At 70.4% G+C, this 25,075-nt stretch carries 12 protein-coding genes; 8 read left to right on the top strand and 4 right to left on the bottom strand.

Annotation, left to right across the window (positions count from 1 at the left end; all coding sequences use genetic code 11):
* Positions 1 to 70 precede the first annotated feature (70 nt).
* Positions 71 to 826: a prepilin peptidase gene (locus tag CHC05_RS37380; protein ID WP_089255385.1), complete on the top strand. Its 756-nt coding sequence runs from the start codon at positions 71 to 73 to the stop codon at positions 824 to 826.
* Positions 827 to 912: 86 nt separating this feature from the next.
* Here the strand turns inward: CHC05_RS37380 and CHC05_RS37375 are convergent, their stop codons facing one another.
* The 4 genes from CHC05_RS37375 to CHC05_RS37355 are packed head-to-tail and all read right to left on the bottom strand — an operon-like array spanning position 913 to position 15,354.
* The gene (locus CHC05_RS37375) at positions 913 to 12,951 is read right to left on the bottom strand and encodes a UvrD-helicase domain-containing protein (protein ID WP_144022946.1); all 12,039 of its coding nucleotides are present in this window, start codon (positions 12,949 to 12,951) and stop codon (positions 913 to 915) included.
* Entirely contained in the window at positions 12,951 to 13,664 is a 714-nt protein-coding gene (locus CHC05_RS37365; protein ID WP_179266552.1) for a hypothetical protein, read from the bottom strand. The genes CHC05_RS37375 and CHC05_RS37365 overlap by 1 nt, the downstream gene beginning before the upstream one ends.
* Positions 13,661 to 14,773: a peptidoglycan DD-metalloendopeptidase family protein gene (locus CHC05_RS37360; protein WP_089255381.1), complete on the bottom strand. Its 1,113-nt coding sequence runs from the start codon at positions 14,771 to 14,773 to the stop codon at positions 13,661 to 13,663. The genes CHC05_RS37365 and CHC05_RS37360 overlap by 4 nt, the downstream gene beginning before the upstream one ends.
* Positions 14,770 to 15,354, bottom strand: a complete 585-nt coding sequence (locus tag CHC05_RS37355) for a hypothetical protein (protein WP_089255380.1) — start codon at positions 15,352 to 15,354, stop codon at positions 14,770 to 14,772. The genes CHC05_RS37360 and CHC05_RS37355 overlap by 4 nt, the downstream gene beginning before the upstream one ends.
* A 188-nt stretch (positions 15,355 to 15,542) precedes the next feature.
* On the opposite strand from CHC05_RS37355, the gene CHC05_RS37350 reads away from it, so the two are divergent.
* The 7 genes from CHC05_RS37350 (at position 15,543) to CHC05_RS37320 (ending at position 25,060) form a co-directional block, all read left to right on the top strand.
* The gene (locus CHC05_RS37350; RefSeq protein WP_239126809.1) at positions 15,543 to 15,851 is read left to right on the top strand and encodes a hypothetical protein; all 309 of its coding nucleotides are present in this window, start codon (positions 15,543 to 15,545) and stop codon (positions 15,849 to 15,851) included.
* A gap of 4 nt (positions 15,852 to 15,855) precedes the next feature.
* On the top strand, positions 15,856 to 16,626 hold the full coding sequence (locus CHC05_RS37345) for a DUF8175 domain-containg protein (RefSeq protein WP_089255379.1): 771 nt from the start codon (positions 15,856 to 15,858) through the stop codon (positions 16,624 to 16,626).
* Positions 16,627 to 16,711: 85 nt separating this feature from the next.
* On the top strand, positions 16,712 to 18,028 hold the full coding sequence (locus CHC05_RS37340) for a hypothetical protein (RefSeq protein ID WP_144022945.1): 1,317 nt from the start codon (positions 16,712 to 16,714) through the stop codon (positions 18,026 to 18,028).
* A gap of 7 nt (positions 18,029 to 18,035) precedes the next feature.
* A complete protein-coding gene (locus CHC05_RS37335) occupies positions 18,036 to 19,523 on the top strand; it encodes an SCO6880 family protein (RefSeq protein ID WP_089255377.1) in 1,488 nt (495 codons plus the stop codon).
* A 19-nt stretch (positions 19,524 to 19,542) separates the two neighbouring features.
* Positions 19,543 to 21,030 carry a hypothetical protein gene (locus CHC05_RS37330; RefSeq protein ID WP_089255376.1) on the top strand — a complete coding sequence of 496 codons (1,488 nt, stop codon included), beginning with the start codon at positions 19,543 to 19,545 and terminating at the stop codon, positions 21,028 to 21,030.
* Positions 21,027 to 23,057: a type IV secretory system conjugative DNA transfer family protein gene (locus tag CHC05_RS37325; RefSeq protein ID WP_089255375.1), complete on the top strand. Its 2,031-nt coding sequence runs from the start codon at positions 21,027 to 21,029 to the stop codon at positions 23,055 to 23,057. Before CHC05_RS37330 ends, CHC05_RS37325 begins: the two co-directional genes overlap by 4 nt.
* The gene (locus CHC05_RS37320) at positions 23,054 to 25,060 is read left to right on the top strand and encodes a toprim domain-containing protein (RefSeq protein WP_089255374.1); all 2,007 of its coding nucleotides are present in this window, start codon (positions 23,054 to 23,056) and stop codon (positions 25,058 to 25,060) included. The genes CHC05_RS37325 and CHC05_RS37320 overlap by 4 nt, the downstream gene beginning before the upstream one ends.
* Positions 25,061 to 25,075 lie beyond the last annotated feature (15 nt).

Raw genomic sequence — 25,075 nt, 5'->3', positions numbered from 1 at the left:
GAACGCCCGAGCCGCTGCTTGGCGCCGTCTACCTCGGGTATCTAGGCTTGCGCGTCCGGGGGTGGCGCGAATGGCACTGGAAGATGGAAATGTTCGGATGGCCGAGCGAAGGGCCAGGTTGCCGGCATCGTGGTGGCTGGTGGCGGCGATCACGCCACCGTTGCGGGCGGCGGTAGCGTTCTTCGCGGTCCCGGTCGGCGAACCTTGGCGCCGCTCCTGCGACCACTGCGCGCACCCGCTGGCGTACCCGTGGCGATCGACCGCGTTCCTTCCCTCGGCCCGCTGCCCCTCCTGTCGGGAGCGGGTCGGCGCGCCAGCCGGATCGGTGGAGTTGGCCGCGTTGGCGGCTGGCATCGTCCTGTACGTCTCTCATCGTGCGGGGTGGGAGCTTGCGGCCTACGTCTGGTTCGCGGGCCTCGGCGTGATGCTGGCCTCGGTTGACGGTGTCGTGCGTCGATTGCCGAATGTCCTGACGGGGCTGACTGCGGGCGGGTTGTTAGCCGCGCTTGGTGTCGTGGCGCTCGTCGAGGATCGTGGTGCCGACTGGATACGGGGGACGCTGGCCGGCGTGCTCGTCACGGCTGTCTTCGGTCTGGTCGCGCTGGTGCGGCCAAGGATGATGGGGTGGGGCGACGTCAAGCTCGCCTTCTCCACCGGGCTCGTCACCGGTTGGGTGAGTTGGACAGCCGTGTACGCCGGCGTGTGGCTGGCGTTCCTGCTGGCTGCAGTGTGGGCGTTGGCTCGGCGGCGCCATCGCGGCGACCAGGTCATTCTCGGGCCGGGCCTCGTTGCCGGCGCATTGATCGCGGCCAGTCTGCTGCCCTGACCGTTGGGCGGGGCGCCCAGCCTGCCGGCCGGGGCGACGCCGGGTTGCCGCCTTTCTGTGGCCGTCGGGCCATGAGGTGATGACGCTCAGACATTCGGCCCACTCCGTCCGACCGCTGTCGATGCGCAACTCGAGTGCGCGCCGAGTTGCCGGGCTGGCGTGACCGGCCCGGAGGGCACGGCCGTGGCGGTGTCCAGCCGCGCCAGCCGCGACGGGGTCGCCGGCGCTGCTGGAGCATCGGCAAGGGCTGGATGTTCCAGGCCAGGCGCGGGCGGCTGCGGCTGTCCGCCGCGGCGGCGGCTGATCGCGCTGCGTATGTCGGTCCAGCTCATCCCGTTGGGACGCCGTTCGCTTCGGCTAGGTCGGTAGAGCGGGTCGATCATCTCGCCCTGTTCGGCTAATGCCATGGCTTGGTCGTAGTCCTCCTGCTTGAACGCCGCCAGCGCCTGTCGGGAGAAGTCTTCTGCCTGTGCTTGCCGTCCGAGGCGGCGCTGTTCCCGCTCATCATGGGTGCGGTGCAGCACGGTGGTGTCGGAGTCGATCACCGCCGCGACGGCTTCCCAGATGAGGTCCCGACCGTGCACGGCCTCCAGCTCCTCGAGGTGTCCGTCGGCGATGTGGCGGGGCACATCGGAGCGCGGCAACGCGAGCGGGCCGCCGTAGTAGCCGGCGGCGTGGTCGGCCACGGCGTTGCGGATGATGGCCTGTTCCCGGGCGGTGAGTTCGACGGGTTCGCCGTTCGGTTCCTCGGGGTTGCGGTCGCCGTGGTCGGGCTGTTCTGCTGGCCCGTCCGAGTGGGGGTTCGTTTCACCGGCCTGGTTGGCCGGTTGGTCTCGCTGGGAAGCGGCGGGTGGGGCGACCGGATCAGGACCGGCTTCGGCCAGCTTGTGGCTGCGTTCGGGCAGCGTGCGTCCGCCGCGGAGGTACACCTTGCCGTCGAGTCCGACCCGGTCGACGGTGACTTCCCTGCCGGATAGCACAACGCGGTCACCGGGATTGAGGTTCGTGGCGAAGACGCCTTTGCCGACCATCGAGGCGTTGCTGGTGAAGGGCTTCGGGCCGGCGGTGATCCGGCCCAGGATGACCTTGGCCGCGTGGACGTGGTTCGCGGTCACGCCTCGTATCGTCGTGCCCATGCTGGTGCGGTTGTGTGGGATCGTCCGGGTGGCGCCGCTGTCCGCGATCGCCTGTAGGTCGGCCTCGATTGCGTCGCGGTGTACCGGCTCCAGCGCCGCGTACTCGGCCGCCGACATCCGTCCGTAGGCATCCACCCTGGCGGAGTCCTTCCGATGCGACGTACTCCCGGCGCTCGCCAGTGCTTCCGCCTGGGCCTCGCTGTGCCCAGCATCGACACCCGTCCAGCGGTCGAGTTGCCGACGTGCGGCGGACCGTTGGCGCGGTTCGCCGGACGCCATGATGCCCTGCAGGTCGGCGAGCAACCCGTTGCGCACCTCATCGGGCAACCCGGCCACCTCGCTGGCCGGAATCTGCCAATAGACGCTCAGCCTCGACTCCGGACGGCTGTACGGTGTTTGCGCCTGCGCCAGGGTGCTAGCGGCGTACCGCTGCATCGTGGTCATTCCAGCTACTGCTTCAGTTGGGGCAACGAGTTCTACGAGCGGTGGCGCGACGGGCACCGCTGGCGGTTCATCGTTGTCGGGGCCGTCAGACGCTGGCTCGCCGACCCCGGGCGCCTCGAGCGTGGGTTCGTCGGATTGCTCCGCCGCTGCAGCCGCCTCAGTTACCCAGATCCGGTATGCGGGCCACTCGTCGACGTGGCTGTAGAGCGGCTCGGCCTCGTCGATGATGTTCAGGGCTTCCTCGAAGCGTCCTTCCTCGACCGCCCGGGCGGCGCGCTCGGCTAGCGAGTCGGAGGCGGCCCGGTCTCGGGCGTCCAGGTCCTCGGGGCGCAGCGGCGTTGCCGTCAGGATTTCGCGGTGAGCGTCGAGGTACTCCTTCATCCAACGGCGTTCCGCCTCGCTGACCCGCTCCTCAATGTGCCCGTCGATGACATAGCGCACGACTGACCCGTCGCCGAGGTAACCCTTGGTTGTGGTGCTGGTGTAGCGGGGGCCGAAGTCGTCGAGCGCCTTCGCCAGGCGGGCCTGGCGAGCAGCGCTGACCTCTTCGTCCGGCGCCGTAGGCTCGTTGGTCAGACTCGCCTCCGTCCCGGCATCGTCGGCCAGGGCAGCCGACGGCTCGGTGGCCTGAGATTCGTGTTCTGCCGTGCTCTGAGCCGCTGACGCTGACCAATCGGCGGCCAGGCGGCCGGCGGCGATGGCCTCGTCGATCCGTCGCTGCTGGAAGACTGGCCGGGCCCTGCCTTCCCAGGATCCGTAGCGGCCGCCGAACAGCCACCACGCGACCTCTCCCCCGATCTGCTCCGGGCATCCCTCGACTCGCCACAGTTCGTTGTGCGGCCCGTCGATGACCTGGACCGCGAGCCCGAGCACCGATCGGGCGGCGAGGATCTGCTGTTCCTGGCGCATCCGCGTCCATGGCTCGGCCTCGCCGGCCGGTTTGCCTTCCGGCGGCTGCAGGACGATCAACCGGCCGTCCACATCGGTCTGGACAGTGGTCGCCTCGGGGCCGTCGGGAAGGTCAGCCAGCCGCACCACTACGGCCCGGTCGTCGCCCCGGCCGCGGATGCCGCCGCGCCAGGGCTTAGCGTCCAGCACGTATCCTTCGCCGGTGATCGGCTGGCCGTTGCCGTCGACGCCGTGCACCTGGCCGTAGGTGCCGGTCGCCACGGCGGTGAGCAGCACTGCCGGCTGGTTGTCGTCTGTTCGGGTGACGGGGTTCGCGGGCATCCGGGCGGCGACGCGTTGCAGGAGGCGGGCCTCCGCGCTGCTGTCGAACAGCGACTCCTGAGTTGCCGCGGCGGCGGGTGCGGCCGGGCTCGGGCGGGGAGCGTTGGCCGGCTGCGGATCAAGGACGTCCGACTCACTGGCCTGGACGATCGGCGCCGCCGCTGCCGCGAGCGGGTTGGATTCTGGGCCCTGACTTGTCGTGGTGGCGGGCACCGTGTGCACCTCGCGGCGCGCCGGTCGCTTGCTGAGGGCATCGGTGAGCTCGGGTGGGAGGTCACGGATCCAGGACAGTCCGCCGAGCTCCACCGTCTCGCGGGCCCTCGTGGCCGCGACGTACGCCAGCCGCAGTTCCTCGGGGTCAGGCAGGCGCACCTTGCCGGTGCTCTGGTCCTCTTCCGGCGCTGGGAAGTCCTCGGCGATCCGAACTCGTGGCCACTCCCGCCCTTTGCTCTTGTGCACCGTCGAGACGATCACGTCGTACGCCGGTGTGCCGTCCGCCCGGGTCGCCTCTTCCGGGACCAGGTCGCCAGCCATCTGGATGAGCTGGGCGGCGCCGCGCCGGTCGATGAGGCGAACGAAAGCTCGCAGCGACTGGGCGTTCTCGTCGTTCTCGACGTACTCCTGGACGGCGTCCCAGTCGGGAAACCGCGACAACTCGGGGTGCGTGGTGCGGCGCCCGTTTTGCAGGTTCTGGGCGGCCTTGGCGATGTCGCGGATCTCGCGGCCGCCGCCGGCGAGGGCGACCTGGCGGCCGTCGTCGAAGGCGTCGAACACCGCGGCGACTGCGCCGGCGTTGGTCCGGGCGAGTACCGCGTCGGGCTGGTCGACGAACCCGACCGTGCTGGTCATGCCAGGGTTGCCGGTCAGCAGGTACGGCGACTTGAGCAGCCGGAGGAAGTCGTTGCCGACTGCGGCGATCTGCGGGCCGAAGCGCCAACTCTGAGTCAGTGGCAGCGTGATGTCGCCGGGCCAGCGGCTCAGCGCGTCGATCGCGCCTCTAAACCCGTAGATCGACTGGTTGGAGTCGCCCACCACGACGGTCGGAACCGGCTGGTCCTGGATGACCTTGCGCAGTACGTCGTTGATGTCCTGGGCCTCGTCGAAGAAGATCACCTCGTAGGGCATCCGGGGGTTGCCCAGTGCCCAGATCTTCAGGTAGTCGTCGTGCTCGAACAGCAGCTCGCCGTCGGGATCGGTGATGTCCGCCCAGGCGCGACGCGCGTACTCGAGGATCCTGTCGCCGAGCGGGCCGGCGCCCGGTTCACGCAGGTTCCCCGGCAGGTGCTGAGGGCCGAGGGTGCCGGCCGCGCTCTCCCGGAAATTCTTGATGGTGGCCATCACCATGTGGGCCTGTGATTCGGCCTCGACCACGTCGTCGCCCTGTGGGATGTCCCGGATGTCGAGGATCCGCGCCCAGTCCTCCGGCCAACGAGCGCCCTGGTTGACGCGCGCCACCTTGTTCCGCAGCGGGCTGGTTCGCAGGCCTGCGCGGGCGAACCCGTGGCTGGTGTCGGCGACCACGTTGCCCGGGAATTTCGCGGCGGCCTCGTCGGCGATGGGCCGGTTGAACGCGATGTACGCGATGCGCGCGGGCCGGGCGGCGGCGAGCATCTGCAGGGTGCTGGTCTTGCCAGTGCCGGCCAGAGCCTGGACCACGATGTTCTGTCCGGCAAGGTAGGCGTCGATGATGCGCTGTTGCTGGGCTGTGGGCGGAAACTTGGCCGCGGTCGCCAGCTTGACGGCGCCTGATTCGGTCTTGGCCCTGGCGGCCAGCCAGCGCTGGACGTCGGCGACCGCGGCGTCACGGTCGGCCCAGCGACCGGTGTAACGCCACTGACCGCCCCGGTACTGGAAACGGTGCTGTTTCAGTAGGCCGCGCAGGCCTTCCTCGCGGGGGTGCCCGGTGGTGCCGGTGACGACCGTGGGAGGCCCGACCTTGATCTTGATTTGGTCGACCCACGTGGGCGTCGGACTCGGCGGGGACGGCTCGGCTTCGTCGCCGGGCATCACAGACTCGGCCGCCAGGTCGCCAGGAGCAGGAGGTTCGACTGGGGTGGCCGGCTCGACCGCGACGGCCGGCGGGATGACGGCCGGGTCGAGCGCGAAGCCCTTCTCACGTGCGACCTCCGCGGCGAGGTCGACGCTCGCGGCGTAACGACCGCCCTCGTGCTCCCGGGCCGGGCCGTCGGTCTTGTGCAGCTCGCCGCGCTCGACCGTGACCGCGACCGGCCAGGCAGCCAGCACGAACCCGACGACACCCTCCGACTCGATCACCAGGACGTCGCCGTCTCTGATGTCCTCGCGGCGCTGCGAGTTCGTGTCGTCGTACGCCTCGATGGTCGTGGCGAAGGTGTGAACGGCCGGGCCGGTGGCCGGCTCCTCAACCACCGGAGCAGCTGTCTCGACCGGCCCGTCGCTCACACGGGTCGGCTCGGCGTCCATCGCCGGTTCTCGCCCGTCGGCGGCTACCGCGTCGGCGTTGTGCTCAGTTCGTGGCGCCGGCGGCGGTGCTTCTGGGGTGGGTGTCGATTCCTCCGGCGCGTCCGCGGGTTCGTCAGCAGGCGTGAGGGTCGGCTCGGTGTCAGCTCGCCACCCGGGAAGGTTCAGTTCACGCGCTGGTCTGGGGGTCCAGTGGAGGTCGCGCTCGATAATGAGCAGGCCCTTGTTGATCCGCTCGAGTTCAGGCAGGTCGATGTAGCCCCATTCGGCCATGTCAGTGTCGCCGCCGACGCAGGAGTACCCGAAGCCCTCCCCTGTGGCCGGGTCGTATTCGACGAGCCAGAAGTCGTTGCTGCCACCGAAGTAGTGCAGGTGGACGACCTTGTCGCCGTCGGCCAGCTTCTCGGTGGCGTACAGCGGCGGAATGGTGGCCGCGAGTTTGGCGGGCGGGTAGAAGGGGTGCCCTCGGCGCCGCCGATGCGTCTCTTCCAGTGCCGGCGCGCTCGTCTGCGGCGGTGTTGGCCGGGCTGCGGCCCTGCCGACCGGCACGCTTTCAGACGCTGCGGTCGGCTGCGGGTCCGAGGGGGCGCCTGAGTGTTCGGCCCGGATCTCGCCGGCAGGTGGCGCCGATGCGGGCGTTGCCCGGGTATCCGCTGCGGGAGCGGTGGGCGGCGTGGCGCGAACTCGGTCGTAGAGCGCCCTCCCGGCGGTGGCCAGGAAGGCCGGCCGGAACGGCGCGTCGTCGCTGGGGGACGCGAAGTACAGCCGTCCCAGATCGGTCATGCCGCTGTCGACGGCATCCATCATCAGATCGTCGAGATGGGTTTTCACGACCAGCGCGAAGTTGTCGTACGCGTTGGCTCGGGCCGCGTCCACGACCTGTTGGTTGGTGACGACCTGGTCGAGCTTTTCGGTGATCCACTCCCGATCCGCATCGGTCAGGACGGGGTCGGCCAGAACCTGCGGCAGCGACGGTGGGGCGCTGGCCGCTGCCTCGGTGTTCGCGTGGCTGGCGTTCTCGCCCGACCGGTCCATGCCCGGCCCGGTTCTCGGTGCCGTCGGCTGGTGGCGGGGGCCTGGCGATGTGCCCGGCCCGCCTCCGCGGCCATACACCGCCGATCCGCGGGCGCCGACACCTGGCCCGTAAGCGCGCCCGGCATCCTCCGCAGGTTCCTCGGATGCCTGTTCCTCGCCGTCGCTGTCATCGTCGCTGTCGTCGCCTGGAGCCGAGTTGGCCTCTGCCTCCGACGCGGCCGCGAAGGCGACGACCTCGATGTCGAGTTGGCGGAACCGGGCTCGCGCCTCATCCAGCGCGGCCGCGTGCCGGAACGGCTTGGCCAGGTCGTCCTCGGCGCGGCGGATCTCGGCTTCGTACCGCGTGATGTTGGCCTCGGCGTCAGACCGCACCGCTTCCAGTCTGCCCAGCCGGTTCTCGAGTCGGGCGACGATGTCGCCCTTCTTGAGGGCATCCTGTGTGATGTTCATGCCGGAGGAAGGGACGTCGGTGAGCTGCAGATATACCGCGTCCTCGTAATGGATGAGTTCCTTGCGGCCATCCCCAACGACAATCTTCGTCACGGTCGCGGTGATGGCGAAACCGCTGATCTCTCCGATCTCGACTGCCGGTCCCGACCGGCTGCGGGGATCGGCGAGGACCAGTCCCAGCACGTTCCTGAGCCGCTCGTTGGCCTCGCCTCGCTTCGTGTATCGGGTGCCGCGCACGGTGATGGCGAACGCGTCGCCGCGGGTGTCTACTCGCCGTTCGATCGCCGCGTCGACCTCGGTGATCGTCGCTCGACTGATGACGATGTCCTGCCGGTTCTTGGTGATAGTCCAGCGGAGTTGGGACTGGGAGCGGTGGTAGCCGCGCTCGAGGCGGTCGAGCCGTGTCAGTTCGACCTTCGCCTTGGCGTGGTCGACCAGGAGCGGGTTGCCGGTGGAGGCGGCCTTCATTTCCTCGTAGGACAGGGTGACGTCGCCGATGTCCTCGGTGCGGGGGCCGGCGCGCCCGGTCAGGACGCGCTCGGCGAGGGTGGCCTTGTAGGCGACCTTCTGCCATTTGAAGGCGTCCAGGGACCGCTCGGTGACGTACCGCTCGATGCGGATTTCCTCGTTCTGGTTACCCCGCCGGTCGATGCGGCCCTCACGCTGCTCGAGATCACATGGCCGGTACGGGGTGTCCAGGTGGTGCAGGACGAGCATCCGGTCCTGAGCGTTGACGCCGGTGCCGCCCTTCTCTGTGGACGAGATGAGCACGGCGGTGCGGCCGTCGCGGCAACTCGCGAACAGCTCGGCCCGGGCCCGGTCGTCCTCCGCCTCGTGGATGAACCGGATTGCCTCACGGGGGACGCCGCGGTCAACGAGCTTCTGCCGCAGCGCGCCGTACGCCGTCCACCGCGTGGGGTCTTTCTTGCTCGGGGTTCCGAGGTCGCAGAAGACCTGCTGCAGGGCGCCGGGGTTCGGGTGCGGCTCACCGTCGGGCCCGAGGTAGATCCGGTCCTTGTTGGCGTGGTAGTAGCCGGCCACCCGGTCGGCGGCCACGTCGAGTTTCTGAATCTCGTCGGTGGTCAGTCCGACCAGCCGTAGGTCAAGAGCCGCCGCCGACCCTTCGGCGACGATCTTCAGGATGTTGTCGTCGCCTTTTTCCGGTCGCTTGCCCTTGAGCTTGGCCGCGCGGTCGACCAGCTCGGCGACCTTCTCCAGCAGTGCGTCGCTGGGCGGCACGACCACCATCTCAGGCAGCCGCTGCCCGTCGGCGCGCAACGCCAGTGGCGGGCGCGCCAGGTTGAGGTCGTCCTTGGTCTTGACGTCGGCGAACACGTGCAGCGACGTGACCAGCTTGTCGAGGTTGACGAAGTCCAGGCGGGTCTTGTTGCGTAGTCCACCGCCGTCCGGCGTGACCTCGATGATCACCTTGCCTTCGGCGTAGGTGGCCAGCCACGAGTCGACGTCGATGATGCCCTGCTGTTCCATCAGGTCCGGGCGCAGGAAACGGAACTCGGTGTACATCTCGACGATCGAGTTTGCCAGCGGAGTACCGGTGGCCCGGGTGCCCCAGCGCGGGTTGTGGTCGCGCAGCCACCCGAGCTTCATGTCCATCTGGGTGGCCCGCTGGCTTCCCTTGATCGACATCCCGGGGACGTTGGAGACGGTCCGCAGGTTTTTGTCGCGGTGGGACTCGTCTCGGAAGATGTAGTCGATGCCGGTGAGCTCCCACCAGATCCCGGCGTCCTTGTCGTTGTCGAGCCGCTCCTCCAGTCGCTGCTCGCGGTTGGCCTTCTTGGTTTCCAGCCGCTTGAGGGTGAGCTCTTGGCCGTTCTCGCGGGCCTCGCTGATCTGCGCGTCGAGTTGGGCCATCTGCTCATCGATGTACGCCTGTTCGGCTTCCGCGCTCATCGGCAGCATCTCGAAGGCGCTCTCGGTGAGGATCACCGCGTCCCAGTCGCCGGTGGCCATCCGCGCGACCATCAGCCGGCGGCGGTCCTTCTCCAGATCCTCGGTCGATGCGGCGAGGATCTTGGCCTGGGGGTACAGGCGCAGGAACTCGCGAGTCCACTGGTCGAGCAGCTGGTTGGGCACGACCACCACGGGCTTGCGGACCAAGCCGAGGCGACGTAGCTCCATCGCGCCCATGATCATGGTGGCGGTCTTGCCGGCGCCGACGGCGTGGTAGAGGCCTACGGCCGGCTCGTGGATGATGCGGGCGACGCCGGCGACCTGGTGCGCGTCGGGCTTGAACGCGTGCGCCAGTCCGGGCAGGGACAGCTTCAGGTCGTCGTAGTTGCGCAGGACGTACCGCTGGAAGATGTCGTTGTAGCGGGCTACGAGCGTGGCGGCCCGGGTCGGGTCCTCCCAGACCCAGTCGGCGAACCGCTCCCGCATCTCGACGGCTTTCTCCGTGGCCGCCATGACCGCGTCGAGGTTGACCACGGTCCGCTTGGGATTGCGGCTGACGGTGTCCTTGATGACGAACTCGCGCTGCTCCAGGATGTGTTGGGCGATCTCGGCGGCCGATCTGCGGTCGGTGCCCCAGGTGGAGCGGGCCAGCACCGAGTTGTTGTTGTCGGAGTGGACGGTCCACATCCCGCCGCCGCCGTGCTCGACCTTGACGGTCAGGTCTTCGAGGATCTCCTGCAGGAACTGCTGGACGTACTCGTCACCGATCCAGGGGGCGCCCATCTTGACCGCGCCGGTGTCACTGATCTCCCCCGCGGTCAGGTCGGGCGGCACGACGTCGGTCAAAGCCTGGACGTTGACCGCGTACCGCTCGTCCTCGTCGGCGGCGTTGCGCGCGGTGGCGAGTTTGGTCTTGACGTCGCCGGACAGGTACGCCGCGGCCGGCTCGAGCCGGTTGGTGGCCGGATCGTCGTAGACCAGGGTCCCGAGGGCGCGGCGGGCCTCGTCCTCGTCGACGCCGAGCAGCCATGCCACCGTCGCCAGCCGCACCTCGCCGTACTCATCGAGGCAGATCGCCAAGGCGTCCGCCGGGGTGTCGGCGCCCAGGCGCGGCGGCCGCGGCGACACCACGCGCTGGCGGAAGATGTCGGCCTTCTCGCCGGTCTGCGTCTCCTCGTTGAAGACCTCCAACGCCCGCACGACCGGCGCGAACGGGTCATGCCGAAAGCCGCCCTGCGGAGGCCGCTTGCGGTTCATCAGCTGCTCGCCGGTCTCCTCGTCGAGCGCCGGCACCATCTTCCCGGTGTCTTTGTCCTTGCGCCGTCGCGGCGAGTCTGTGAACCGGTTGATCGGCCCGAACCTGGCCTGGTAGACGTCGTAGCGGTAGTTGAGGAGGCCCCGGAGCCGGTCGATCTGCGGGGTGTCGTCCAGCGACGCGGCTTCGGCTTCGAGCAGGCTCACGGCGGTGTCGCGCAGCCCGATCAGGGCCCGCAGTTCAGCGGACTGGGTCTTCGCCGGGGCGTAGGACTCCCACGCGCCGTCGTCGAGCCGGCTGAAGGTGCCGTCGTCGTTGGCGCGCAGGTAGCCGTCGGGACGGGTAACGGAGTCGGGAAGCTGGGCGGCGGCGCGCACCTCTACGGGCGCGCTGGAGCCAGGGCTCATGGTCAGGTCGGTGTCGCTGGCCTGCTCGGCGATCTGCGCCAGCGCGTCGCGCAGTTGGAACGGTGCCGTCGCCGGGTCGCCGCTAACGGCAACCTCGTCGCGCCGGTACAGGCCGTCGCCGACCACGATGCGACCCAGGATTCGCTCGGGGTGGTCAGTGAAGTACGAATTGATGCGCACGGTGGTGCCGTCGACGTCGAGCGGGTTGGTGTATTCCCAGTCGAATGGCGCCGCTGACCGGTCGGCTTCCCGGCGACGGAACACCAGCACGTCGGTCAGCGCGTCGGTGCCGGCGGCCCGAGCGTGGGCTTTGCTCGGCAGCCGGACGGCGCCGACCAGATCGCCCATCTGCTGCATCTCCCGGCGGGCGCCTGGGTTTGCGGCGTCCATGGTGTACGCCGAGGTGATCACCGCGACGAGACCACCCGGGCGGGTGGCCCTGAGCGCCTTGAGGATGAAGTGGTTGTGGATGGAGTGGTTGCCGAGGTTGTCGCGCTTGTCGTGCAGCCGCACGTCGCCGAACGGCACGTTGCCCACCACGGCGTCGAAGCTGCCGGTGGTCACGCGGGTGTCGGCGAAACTCTCGGCCAGGACGCGGGCCCGCGGGTGGAGCGCGGCGGCGATCGCCGCGGTGGTCGGATCGAGCTCAACGCCGGTGATCTCGGCCGCGTCCGGGGCGGCGGCGATGAAGTTGCCGGCGCCGCAGCCGGGTTCGAGCACCTGACCGCCTGCGAAGCCGAGGCGGGCCATGCCGTCCCAGACGGCTTGGACCAGGGCAAGGTCGGTGTAGTGGGCGTTGATGACGGTGCGTCGGGCAGCGGCGAGCTCACGCTCGTCGAGGAACTCACCCAACGTTTCGCGGACCCACGCGAACTTCTCGTTGTCCGGATCGAGCGCGGCGGGAACGGCGCCCCATCCCGACCAGCGGCCCAACACCGACTGCTCCTCGGCGGTGGCCGGCCGCTGATCGGCCTGAATGGCCCGCAGGGTCCGCAGGGCGGCGAGATTGGCTCGAATACGAGCCATCTCGCCCGACGGGGCTAGGTCGTCTTGGCTCCTGGGCCGGAACCGGGGGACGGCTGCAGGGACATGCTGGTCTGCGACGAGGCCTGGCGCCGGGGCGCCGCTCGAGGGCCCCATGCCCGCCCCCGCGTCGGGCGCGAGTCTGATGGCCGGATCGGTCCAGTCGGCGATCGTGGGTTCGGGGCTGGGGAGTAACGCCGGCGTGAGCGCGGAGTCGATGGCCGGTGAGGTGAGCGGCGCGACCGCCGGGTCGACGCGATAGAGCCTGGCGTGTGGCCGGCACACGGTGACCTGGTCGCCCGTGGGCAGGGTGAGCTGCAGCGTGGCCCGGTTGGTGCAGTGCGTACAGGAATGCGGGTTGGGATGAGGCAGTCGCTGTTCCGCGACAGCCGCGATTAACTCACGGTCGCTTCGTCCGTCTGAGCTGCCGTCGTCTCCGGCTGGGGCAGCATCTCCCGGAGCACCTCCATCTCGGCTTCCTGCCTGGCTCCGTTCAGCCGGCCGAGGTTGGCCATGAAGTCCCCTGTCGACGGGGTCCGGTTGGCGATCGCGTCCGCCAATTCGTCGATCTGCTGGGCTAGCGCCTCCCCCATCTCCTCGAAGAAACTCGTCGGGTTCGCGATCTGGGCGTACTGGGTCGGCAGGTGCTGCTGCCAGTACGTCTGCGCCCTGCGGCCGTACTGATTCATCCGGTTCTGGTTTCCTCTCCGCTCGGTGCAGTTGCTCGGGTTCGGCTCCCCACAGGAAGTCCAGTGAGAGCTGGTTCGGATTCTCCTCCCGGCGGCGCCGTGCCATTACAGAGCGCCCTTCATACTCGTGGTCTTCGACGCCCGTGTCGGGTCGGCTCGCCGACTGGACTTCAGGGGGTTGGTGGCGCCGGCGATCCAGGGCGTGGACGCGGCGGTCCGATTGGCGTCGATGAGGACGGCGGCCGCCCATTCAGCGGCGGTCAGGTCCGCCACGCGGACCCGGCCCAGGGCGCGGAGTCCGACGCCGATCCTGAAGTCAATGAGGATGTCGGTGGCGGCGGTGGCGATGCCCGCAAGAGCGCCGGCACGCAGCGCCTGTGTCCACACGACGCTGCTGCACGAGGACAATGCCGGGTTCGGATGGGGGTCGGTGGTGGCCTCGGCTGCGGCAAGGATGGCGGCTGGCGTGGGCGCGATGAGCGGGGTGCACCGCTCGGCCACCTCGGCTGCAGCGTCGACGAGTGCGGCGGCGCAACGGCGTGGGTCGCCGGCCGGGGTTTGCGGGGCAGCCGCGCGGGCGGATGTGTGAACGTGCCGGGTGACGCAGTGGTGTCCGGCGCGGTAGCCGGTGGTGTAGCCCACCGCCCAGATCGTGTCGACGGCCAGGATGAACCGGTCCGATGGCGCGAGGTACGAACGGCGTGACCAGTTGCCGGCCGCCACGGCGCGGGCGGTGGCGTATGCCGTGGGGAAGGTTTGCGTTGCCGTCATTGGTGTCACTCCTGCCGGCGTAGCTAGGGACAACGGGGTGGTCGTCATGGCCGCAGTCCGGCCTTGCGGAGGAAGGTGATCGGGTTTTCGGCGTTGTCGTTGCTCGCCGGTGGTGCGCTGTGGTGGACCTCGAAATGCAGATGTGGTCCCGATGAGTGGCCGGTGGAGCCGACCCAGGCGATGATTTGCCCGGCGGCGACCCGCTGGCCCTCGCGGACGTTGAGCCGCACGGCGTGGCAGTAGCGGGTGACGATCCGGCCGGCGTGGCCGAGGTTGATGCGCAGCCCGCAGCCGGGCAGGTTGAGGCTGCCGGGACGGTCGCAGTAGGCGCTGGTGCAGCCGGCGTCGAGAACGGTGCCGGCGGCGGCGGCGTAGATCGGGGTGCCGGTCTTGGCCATCAGGTCGACGCCGGCGTGCAGCCTGCCCCAGCGGTTGCCGAAGCCGCTGCCGACGCTGTAGGTGCCGGGCTTGAGGGGAAGGGTCCAGCCGCCCGGGCCGACCGGTACTCCACCAGCGTTGGGCGCGCCGTATTTCGCGAGTCGCTCACGGACCTTGCCCGGGTAGTCGTGAGCGAGGCCGGCGGCAGGCACGCCCCCGGCGGCGAGCACGCAGCCGCGGCCGCAGAAGTAGCTGGCCCAGGCCAAGTCGAGAAGGTCCCCGCGCAGGTGCTGCGCCTCCACGTTCTGGCTGGCCCATTCGGCCAGGTCGCACATGAGGTGCCCCATCGCGAGGATCGCGTCCTCGGCGTCGAAGGGGGAGTTTCGTCCGTCCTGGTCCCGGTCCCCGCCCCAGCTGGCCCAGGTGCCTTGCTGGAACTGCGCGATGCCCATGGCGTCGCCGCCGCGGCTGGCCGGGTTGTGGGCGACGGCGTCGCGGTTCCAGCCGGACTCGAGGTCAATCTGCGCGGCGATCTCGGCCGGGCCGAGCTCTGGGCACAGCGCGCCCGCCTTCAGCACCCAGCTCAGGTACTGAGGTGGGACCGGGGCGTCCGGTCGTAGGGGCGTGCCCTGGGTTGGCGGTGGTGTGGCCGTCAGGCCGCCACCGACCGCGCCGCCGATGACGAGCAGGCCCGAGCTGCAGACCATGACCACCACCAGCGCGCTGATGGCGAGGAGCATCAGGCCCCGCGGTGGGCCGGCCTCGCGGTCGCCGCTCATTGAACTGCCTGACCGAGGTCGTCAAGGTCGTAGTGGGCGACCCGCCAGCCGCCCTCGTCACGGTGCAACACGCAGAAGACGACCCAGGTCTCGGCGGGGCCGTACCATCCGTCGGCGCCGACCGGGGTGAAGGTGACCCGGGCCGCTCGGTAGGCGTCGACGGGCCCGTCTGCGGGTTGCTCATCGGCGTCGATCACGTTTGCGGCCGTCGGGTCGGTCACGGCGCGGTGGCTCTGCCAGGTCGACCACTGGGCGTCGGATCGGTCCGGCTGGGCATCGACGGCGGAGGCCAGCCGTCCTGTCGCGTACGCCATGGCCCGCTGCTGCGCGGCCCGGGCGCTCGCGTCGATACCGGTGTCGTGGCGGTACAACGCGCCCGCGAACCGCAGGCACACCTGCGTCGGGTCGCCGTAGTCGGCGCCGGGGTCGGTCGGTGGACTTACTAACGGCGTTGGCGACGGCTCGGTCGCGGCCGTTGGCGGACGGTCGTCGACGCCGCCGGGACCGAGCACCAGCGCCATCGCCGCGACGACGACCACCACCGCGGTCGCGACCGCGGCCGTGCGGGGCAGCGCGCGCATACCTACCTCCTTGCAAGGTCGTGATCGCCTCACGAAACCCGGCAAGGGTGGGCGGCAGCGCTACCCGCAACGCCATCAGCGCCAGCACCTACGTCGTCGCCAACTCCCCCGCTATCGACCAGCGGACATCGTCCAGGTCACGGGCTCGCCGCAGGACGGGCCAGCTACCCGGATTGAAGGAGTGCGAGATGCTGATCGCCCACATTGTCGACGCGGCACAGGCCTATCTGGCCGCGCCGGACCCCGGCGAGGCCCCCAACCCAGCGCCCGCCGAGATTCCAGGGCTGGGTCCGGTCGCCGACATGTTCCTCGGCTGGGGCAAATGGGCGCTGCTCGTCGGTGGCGTGCTGGGCATGTTCATCTGCGGCGGCATGATGATCCTCGGCCGACGTAACCGGTCCGCCACGGCGGTGGACGGCGCCACCGGCATCCCCTGGGTCCTCGGCGGGCTGACCATCGCCGCGATCGGGGCGACCGTCGTATCCACAGTGCTGTGACGCGATGACCGACGACATCGCACTGCGTGCCCGCCGCCGCACCCGCGCCATCGGGGTCGTGGCCAGCACCGTGCTGCTGGCCATCACCGCCGGCGTGACCGGGCTGGTTGTCGCGCTGAATGGTCAGACCGGGGCGACGGCCACGGGTCAGGGCGGTCCCGGCACGGCCGGCCCCGGCGCCCTGCACGTCACGACGGAACCGGCGGACCCGGCGCCGCTGTCGACGGCACCGTCCAGCACGGTGGCCTGGACCACGGTCGCGGGGGCCGGCGTGCCGGTCTCCGCGACCGCCGGCCCGGCCGACAGCGCGGGCGGCCGTGCGCGCGGCTTCGCCCGGACACCATTTGGCGCGGTCCTCGCCGCAGCGCACATCAGCGTGCGGCTGAGCCCGCAGGCCGGCCCCGCGGTGTTCGAGCCGACCCTGCGCGACCAGGTCGTCGGCCCGGATGCCGCAGCCCTCGCGGACCGGGTAGAGGACGACTACCAGCAGGCGCGGGCCCAGCTCGGGCTGCCACACGGCGAGCCAGCCGGCCGGCTCTACTCCACGATCCGCGGTTACCAGGTCGACGTCGAGTCCATCGACAGACCCACCGTACGGCTGCTCATCGAGGGCCCGGGCGCATCTGGCGGCTCCGTCTTGGTCTCTCTGGTCTCCGAACTGCAGTGGGTCGACGGCGACTGGGCGTTGGTCGCTCCGGCTGACGGCGACTGGTCGACGGAGACTTCGGTGGTCACCGACGGCGCAGGGTTCAAACGATTCGCGGACGGAGGCTGACATGTGCACCCCGTGGGACACGACGTGCATCGCCGCCGAGGTCGCCAACACCGTCGCCAACGGCATGTTCGGACAGGTGGGGCAGATGCTCGTCGCTGCGGCGCAGTGGCTGATCAACCTTTCCGCGAGCTGGTGGGTGATGGTGCCTTCGATCAGCTTGTACCCGGATCGCGGCAACACCGACCCCTACGCGGCCACGATCAGTTCGGTCGCGAACCTGCGGGCGCTCATCCTGCCGATCACCGTCATCATCGCGACCGGCGGCATGCTCTGGAACGGCCTGCTGATGGTGCTCTCACGCAAGCCAGCCCCGCTGGTCAACGTGCTGCGCGGCTTGTGGAACACCGCACTGTGGTCGGCCGTTGGGGTGTTCGGCACGAACCTGCTGCTTGCCGGCACCGATGGGTTCGCGACCTATGTGATCAACCTCGCGCTCGGCTCGGTCGGCGAGCCGAGTCTCGGCAAGCGACTCGGAGGTCTGCTCCTACCGGCGTTTCTCCCCGGCGGCCTGCCAGCCGGTGGCATGCCGATCGGGCTCGTCATCCTGATCAGCTTCATCGCGATGATCTGCGCCTTCATCCAGGCAATCCTCATGCTCTTCCGCGACGGCGCGGTCCTGATCCTCGCCGCGCTGACTCCGCTGGCCGCCTCCGGCAGCTTCACCAACGCCACAAACGGCTGGTTGCCCAAGGTCATGGCCTGGATGCTCACCTTGATCTTCTACAAGGACTTCGCCGCCGTCACCTACGCGGTGATGATCTGGATGACGGGCGAGAACAACTCCAATGACCCGCGCATTCTCCTGTTCGGCTTGGCGATGATGGTCGCCGCCCTGGTGGCGCTCCCGGTGCTGCTCAGGTTCTTCAACTGGACTGTCGGATCGCTCCAGAGCGGGGGCGGCGGACTGGGCATGCTTGCCACTGCCGGCGCGGCCGGTATGCACGCCGCCGCCTCAATGCGCGGCTCTGGTGGTGGCTCGGGCGTCAATGAGCACGCCCGCTACCTCAGCGACACCTTCGACCGGGGCAATGGCTCGGGTCTCGGTCCGCCATCTGCCCCGAGCCCTGGCCCGGGGCCAATCTCTGGCACCGGCGGCGGGGCGAGACCGCCGGTGTTCCAGGGGGATGTCAGCTCCGGCAAGGTCGCCAGCGTTACGTCTGCCAGCGGCTCAGGCACCGCAGCCACGACCGGGGCCACGACGGGCGCCGCGGCGGCCGGCGCCGGCGCGGGAGCGACCACTGGCGCCGCGACCAGCGCGGGTGTCGCGGCTTCCGCCGCGACGGGCCCGGCGGCCCCCATCGTCGCCGGCGCGGTCGTCGCGGTCGGCGCGGCCGCCAAGACATCTCGCGCCGCCGCCGACAGCGCCGCTGGGGCGATGTCCACCTCCACGAAGGACGGGTGAGGATCCGATGACGTCAACTGACGGCCAGGTACGCACGTACGGCGGGTGGCGGCGCAGCCGGGGTATGGGGCTGATGGGCCTGGGCTCCGGGCAGACATTGCTGGTGCTCATCGCCCTCACCGTACTGATCATCTCCGCCTCGCTGAGTCCGACCGCTCTGGCGATCGCGGCCGGGCCCGCACTGTTGATCATCGGTGGAACCGTTCTTCGCTGGGATGGCGTACCGCTGCTGCATGGAGTGCTGCAGCGGGTCCGATGGGGGTGGGGATCGGCACGTGGCTACACGTCGTATCGATCCGGTGTGACGGTGGCTCATGCCCAGGCTTGGCGGCTACCCGGGCTGCTGGCCCCCACCACGCTGCTCGCCGTCACCGACCCTGCCGGGGACTTCGGGCTCGTCTGGCACAAGCGGGTCGGCACGATGACGGCCACCGTTCGGACGGCGGCGACGTCGACGTGGCTGGTCGACCGCGATCAGGCGACGTCGTGGGTGTCGAACTGGGGTGGGTGGCTGTCCTCGCTCGGATATCTGCCGATCGTGCGGTGGGTGACCATCACGGTGGACACCGCGCCAGCGTCCGGGTCACGGTTGGCTGACTACGTCGCCCGGCGCGTCGCCCCGAACGCTCCAGCATCCGCCCGGCGGGTGCTCGCACAGCTGGTCGAGACGAGCCCGGCGGCGGCCGCCGATGTCGAGACCCGGGTGACGGTCACCTTCGACCCCGCCCACTCCCCTGCCCGGCCCCGCAACCTCGACGAGTCCGTCGCGGAGATCGGCCGGACCCTGCCGGGCCTGATGGACTCACTCGGCAGCTGCGGGGTGACCGTGCTGGGTCGGGCCACCGCCCAAGACCTCACCGCGACCGTGCGCACCGCCTACGACCCGCTGGCGCGTGGCGACGTGGCACGGCTGGTCAGCGGCGGCGACTCGAATCCGGGCCGTTGGCTGGACTGGGACACGGCCGGGCCGGTCGCGGCCGAAGAGCACTACGACCACTACCAGCACGACTCGGGCTGGAGCGTGTCGTGGGCGTGGCACGAGGCCCCGCGGGCGCAGGTACACGCCGACGTACTGTCCCGGCTGCTCGCCCCCGGCCCCTATCCCAAGCGGGTCAGCCTGGTATACCGCCCGTTCTCCGCCGGGCAGGCGGCCACCATCGTCGAGCGGGAGGTCAACGCCGCGGCGTTCCGCGACGCATTGCGAGCGGCCCAGAAGCGCGACGAGAACGCCCGCGACCGCGCGGACAAGGACCGCGCACTGCGCGCGGCCCAGGAGGAAGCCGCCGGCTCAGGCGTCGGGCTGATGTCGATGTTCGTCACGGTCACCGTGACCGACAAGGCCGAGCTCGGTCGAGCCATCGCCGACGTCGAGTCCCGCGCCGAGGTCGCCAAGATCCGACTGCGGCGGCTGTGGGCCAGCCAGGCCGCAGGGTTCGTGACCACCCTTCCGTGCGGAATCTGCCCACCGCAACTGGCCACCCAGTGGCCCCGCTGACCGGTGTGAGGAGCTACCGATGACCACATACGACTCCGCGGTGGACGCGCCCTCCGGCGGGCCGGTCGCCCCGTCATGGGGATTCCGCGTGCCCGGCGCCGGCCGAGTCAGCCACCTCGCGCCGGGAATGGAATACCAGGGAACGACCGTGCAGCTGTGCGGGATGTACCCCTTCGTGGCCGGATCCGGCTCACCCATGCTCGGCGTGCCCATCGGAAGGCACATGTTGTGGGGCGAGGTCCTCTGCCTCGACCCGCTGGCCTGGCTGAACGCCGGTCTGGTGACCAACCCGGGCATGTTCCTCCTCGGCCAACCAGGGGTGGGTAAGAGCTCGTTGGCAAAACGCCTCATCACGGGTCTGGTCGGATACGGCACGCAGGCCCTGGTCCTCGGCGACACCAAACCCGACTACACCCGGCTGGTCAGCCACCTGGGCGGCCAGGTGATCCGGGTCGGCCGCGGCTTGGACCGGATCAACCCGCTGGATTCCGGGCCGCTGGGACGCGCGCTGGCGCGGATGAGTGGACCGGACGCTGACCGGTTGCGCCTGGAGATCCGAGGCCGCCGGCTGTCACTGCTCCTCGCGCTGTGCACCCTGGTGCGCGCCGGCCGGGTCACCAACCCGGAGGAGGTCATTCTCGGCCGCACCGTAGACGTGCTGACCGCCCGGTTGGACCGTGAGCCCACCGTGCCCGACGTTCTCGGGCTCCTCGAGGAAGGACCGGACGAGCTGCGGGCCGCCGCCCGGGCCGGTTCGGCGGAGGAGTACCAGCGGCGGGTCGCTGAGTTGATCCCCACCCTGGCGCTGCTGTGCGAAGGCTCGCTCAAGGGCGTGTTCGACGCCGAGACCACAACCCCGATCGACCTGGACGCACCGGCGGTGTCGGTGGACATTTCCCACGTCGCCGCCGCCGGCGACCAGCTCGTCGCGGCGGCGATGCTGTGCACCTGGGCGTACTCGTTCGGCGTGGTCGATGCGGCCGCCGTGCTTGCCGAGCAGGGCCTCGCGCCACGGCGGCAGTTCTTCGGCGTGATGGACGAGCTCTGGAGAGCACTACGCGGCGCGCCCGGCCTTGTCGACCACGCCGACGCCCTGACCCGGCTCAACCGTCAGCGCGGCATGGCCTCGCTCATGATCACGCACAGTCTCGACGACCTCGAAGCGTTGCCAACAGAGGAGGACCGGGCCAAGGCCAGGGGCTTCTTCGAAAGGGCCGCGATCAAGGTGATGGCGGCGCTGCCGGGGCGGGAGTTGGATCGGATCAACCAGATCACCCGGCTGTCCGCGCCGGAGCGGGAAATGGTGTCCTCCTGGGCCGCACCGGAGGCGCTGTTCGCCGGCAGCGTCCACCCCGGCCGGGGCAAATACCTGATCAAGACCGGGGAGAGGCCAGGGCTTCCGGTCGCGCTGACACTGGTCGGCGACGAGTGGGACCTGTACGACACGGACATGGCGGTACGAGGAACCGATGTGCGGTCGGTGGCCCGGGCGGGTGGTCGGCGATGAGCCTGTCCCAACACCCGGTGCAACCCCGCTCCAGCGCCGGCACCATGCCGCTGACGCCGTTCGTGCTGCTCGCCGCGGCGTGGGGGGCGGTCGCGCTGGCATGGCTGGCGTGGGCCGCCGGTGCGCTGACCTCGGCGATGACGAACCGGCCCGGCGGGCCAGCCTTCGGCGCGGCATTCGTCGACGGGCTGCTCCATGGCCAATGGGCCGTGCTGTATCCGCACGTCAATCACACCGCCGTCGCCGTCGTCTACGGCGCGCTGGTGGCGGCCGCCGCGGCGCCCGTGACGGCCGGCTGGGTCATCTGGGAGCGTCGGCGCACACACGCCGGGGACCCGCTGCCGTCGATGGCCCGTCCTCGCGAGGTTGCCGACCTCACACCCGCCGGGGTGACCAAGCGGGCGTTGCAGCTGCGGCCCAGCCTCGGCGACACCCCGGTCAAGAAGCTCGCCGGCGCCGACCTCGGCGTCGCGCTGGGCACGATGGTGCTCCCCGGCCGACGCGGGCCGACGCTGCGGGCCTCCTGGGAGGACGGGGTGCTCGCGGTGATGGGCCCGCGGGCCGGAAAGACGACCTCGCTGGCGGTGCCGTTGATCCTCGACGCCCCAGGCGCGGTGGTGGCGACCTCCAACCGGGCTGACGTGTGGGCAACGACCCGCGCGGCCCGGGCCCGCGTGGGCCGGAACTGGGTGTTCGACCCACAGGGCATCACCCGCACCGGACAAGGCTGGTGGTGGAATCCGCTGAGCAGCATCAGCTCGGTCGAAGACGCCTCGCGGATGGCATCGCACTTCGTGCAGCCCATCAAGCGGGACAAGGGCGAGGACTTCTGGCTGCTCGCCGCCGAGGACCTGCTGACCAGCTTCTTCCTCGCCGCCGCGGCCAGGGGCGTCGGCATGAGCGACGTGCAGGCGTGGCTGGCCGACGCAGGCGACGACGAACCTGTCGGCCTGCTGTTCGAAGGCGGATTTCCCGAGGTGGCCCGAGCACTGCGGGGCCGGCAGAACGGTGCGCCGGAGACCAGAGACGGCATCTACGAGACCGCCCGTACGGCGGCAAAATGCCTCCAAGACCCCCGCATCATGGCCTGGGTCAACCAACCCGGCACCGAGACAGGCCTCGACCAGTTCAACCCGGACCTGTTCCCCCTCAGCCGCGACACCCTGTACTTGCTGTCCAAGGACGGCGCCGGCTCCAGCGGACCGCTCGTGGCGGCCCTGACCGACCAGGTCATGCGCCACGGTGTGCGTCGCGCCGAAGCACGCGGCGGCCGTCTCGACCCACCCATGCTGTGCATGCTCGACGAGGCGGCGAACATCTGCCCCCTGGCCGACCTGCCGCAGCTCTACAGCCACTACGGCGGCCGCGGCATCATCCTGGTCACCATCCTGCAGACCTATCAACAGGGCACCACGGTGTGGGGCGACCGGGGCATGGGCACCCTGTGGGGAGCCGCAACCGTAAAGCTCATCGGCGCCGGCGCAGACGACCCCCGGTTCGCCGCCGACGTATCCGCTCTGGTCGGCGAGCACGACGTCGCCACGCTATCGATGACCCGCGACGGCTCCGGCACCATGTCGCGCCAAATCAGCGTCCGCCGGCAGCGCATCCTGGGCCCCGAGGACGTTCGGGCGCTCAAACGCGGCCACGCGATCCTGCTCGCCTCCGGCGCACGGCCGGCCATGCTCGAGCTCAGCCCGTGGTACCGCCAGCCCGCCGCGGCCACGCTCACCGCCGAAACCGCCGCCGCGATCGCCGAAATCTCCGACGCCGCCGAGCAGGAACGACTCATCAGCGACCTGTCCGCCCAGGGAGTGAAGCTGCCTGCGCTCGCGTCCCCGACCGTCATCGAGCGCGCACCTCAGCCGAGCACTGGGACCCCGGCCGGCATTGAGCCTGCGCCGTTGCGGGAGAGCTCGGGAGCAGACGGAACCGGCGAGGCCGACAGCTCCGGCGGGCCCGTCGACTCGATCCACTCGACCACGTCGCGGATGCCGCGCTTCCGCGGCTCGGCACGGCGGCCATGAACGGACGCACCGACCCCGACCCGCGGCGACTCATCGCCGCGCACGAAATAGCCACCGAGTTCTACCGCTCCCACCTGACCGACCAACCCCGGGCACTGGCGTACCTTCGCAGCCGCGGAATCGTGGCGGCGACCGCCCAGGACACGCCGTGGACCATCGGCTACGCGCCACGCGGCTGGGTGGTTCTGCGAGAGCACCTTCGGGCTGCCGGGTTCACTGACTCGGAGTTGCTCGACGCCGGGCTGATCACCAAAACCAGCAACGGAAACCTGATCGATGTGTTCCGTGACCGGGTCATGTTCCCGATCCGCGATGCAGACGGCCAGGTCGTCGCCTTCACCGGCCGTGACGTGTCCGGACGGCCCGGCACTCCGAAGTACCGCAACACCACCAGCACAGCGATCTATTCGAAGAAGGCCGTGCTGTACGGACTCGCGGAGCAACTCCGCGACGGAGCTCAGCCCGACCTGGTCATGATCGTGGAAGGTCCCGCGGACGTGGTCGCGGTGGCCGGGCTGCGCCCGTCGCTACCCGACCGCAACCGCCCGTATGTGGCGGTCGCTCCGTGCGGCACCGCGCTGACCGCCGAGCAAGTCGCGCTGCTGGCCGACGCGGTCCCGTCCGGCACCCCGATCGCTGCCGCATTCGACGCCGACGCCGCTGGGCAGGGTGCGATCGACAAGTCCTACGAGTTGCTGCGCGACTGGTCAGGGCCGGTTGAGGCCATGTCGTTTCCGGCCGGGTCGGATCCGGCGTCACTGATCGCCGACGGGTCAATGGCCGCGGTCGCCGCTCTCGCGCTGGCTCGCACGCCGCTGGTCGACGTTGTCGCCGAGCACCGGATGACCCCGCACCTGGACCGGCTCCGTCAACGGCTCGCCGAACTCGCGCGTTTCGGTCGGGACCCGTCCTCGGAGTCGTTTCAGATACGCCTGGACGCACTGCGCGCCGTGGCGCCGCTGCTGGCCGAGGTAGGCGACCGGGATGCGGTGGCTGCGGCGCGGTTGACCCACCAGGTGACGCTACGACTGGACCTCAACCCGTTGACCGTCTTCGAGGCGATCTACCCCCCCGGGGACGACGACCTGATCGGCGATCCGGGGCAGGCCCCTGCGCCGGATGCGGCTGCGGTCGAGTCCGCCGCCGGAGCGGCCACGCCGATGAGCGGCGCCGGGTTTCCCGACCCGGAGGCCGTGGGACACCAGTACGCCCGGACCAGTTCGTCGGGCGCGGCCGCGACCTGGGTCGAACACGACCCGGGCACCGGCCACACCGCCTGGGTGATCGCCGAAGGCGCCGGCGACACCGCCGCTGACCGCGACGCCGCTGCTCTGGCCGGCGAGGTCGCCGGCCGGGTCGCGGTCCTGGTCGGCGCGCGGAGGGCCGTCGAGATCGCCCGCACGGCGGTCAATACCCACTTTGCCGCCCTCGGCGCGGCACACCAGGGCAACGCCAGCATCGTGGTGCTCACCTCGTTCGACGGCGACCGGCCGGTCGCGGGGCGCGAGAGGTTCACCGTCGCGTGGGCCGGAGATGCCCGCGCCTACGCCATGACGCCCCGATGGATAGGCCCGTTGACGATTGACCACACGCTGCGCGGGCGGGCCGGTCCCGGCGCCCCGACCCGCCCGGGGGACGGCGCGTTGACCGCATCGGTACGCGGTGGGGCCATCGGCGTCAACCGCATCGATGTGCCGGTGACGCGGATCGTGTTGTCCGGCCGGTCGCTGTCCGCCGCGACACCGGCGCAGTTGCGGGAGGCGCTGGAGCGCCAGCAGCCCGCCGCCGGTGCGGCCGCCCTCAGCCGGCTCGGGGGCCCGGCGGCGGCCGTGCTGGTGGTGCGGCCTCGCCCGGACCGTGTCCGCGACGCCATGAACGCCGCGCGGCTGGCGCGCCAGGATCAGGGGCCGACGACGGCGCCAGCGTCTGCCAGAGCGGCGTTGCGTGAGCGGCCTCGGCGGGCTGCGCTGCCCGCCGCTGCGGCGGCTCAACGCAACAGCTGAGCCACCATCAGCGGA

The organism is Asanoa hainanensis (assembly GCF_900188485.1).
Taxonomy (GTDB): domain Bacteria; phylum Actinomycetota; class Actinomycetes; order Mycobacteriales; family Micromonosporaceae; genus Asanoa; species Asanoa hainanensis.
This window is presented reverse-complemented; position numbering and strand designations above follow the sequence as displayed.

Coding starts and splice junctions, on each gene's coding strand:
- CHC05_RS37380 (WP_089255385.1), top strand. CDS start 71: ATGGCACTGGAAGATGGAAATGTTCGGATGGCCGAGCGAAGGGCCAGG.
- CHC05_RS37375 (WP_144022946.1), bottom strand. CDS start 12,951: ATGGCACGGCGCCGCCGGGAGGAGAATCCGAACCAGCTCTCACTGGAC.
- CHC05_RS37365 (WP_179266552.1), bottom strand. CDS start 13,664: ATGACGACCACCCCGTTGTCCCTAGCTACGCCGGCAGGAGTGACACCA.
- CHC05_RS37360 (WP_089255381.1), bottom strand. CDS start 14,773: ATGAGCGGCGACCGCGAGGCCGGCCCACCGCGGGGCCTGATGCTCCTC.
- CHC05_RS37355 (WP_089255380.1), bottom strand. CDS start 15,354: ATGCGCGCGCTGCCCCGCACGGCCGCGGTCGCGACCGCGGTGGTGGTC.
- CHC05_RS37350 (WP_239126809.1), top strand. CDS start 15,543: ATGCTGATCGCCCACATTGTCGACGCGGCACAGGCCTATCTGGCCGCG.
- CHC05_RS37345 (WP_089255379.1), top strand. CDS start 15,856: ATGACCGACGACATCGCACTGCGTGCCCGCCGCCGCACCCGCGCCATC.
- CHC05_RS37340 (WP_144022945.1), top strand. CDS start 16,712: ATGCTCGTCGCTGCGGCGCAGTGGCTGATCAACCTTTCCGCGAGCTGG.
- CHC05_RS37335 (WP_089255377.1), top strand. CDS start 18,036: ATGACGTCAACTGACGGCCAGGTACGCACGTACGGCGGGTGGCGGCGC.
- CHC05_RS37330 (WP_089255376.1), top strand. CDS start 19,543: ATGACCACATACGACTCCGCGGTGGACGCGCCCTCCGGCGGGCCGGTC.
- CHC05_RS37325 (WP_089255375.1), top strand. CDS start 21,027: ATGAGCCTGTCCCAACACCCGGTGCAACCCCGCTCCAGCGCCGGCACC.
- CHC05_RS37320 (WP_089255374.1), top strand. CDS start 23,054: ATGAACGGACGCACCGACCCCGACCCGCGGCGACTCATCGCCGCGCAC.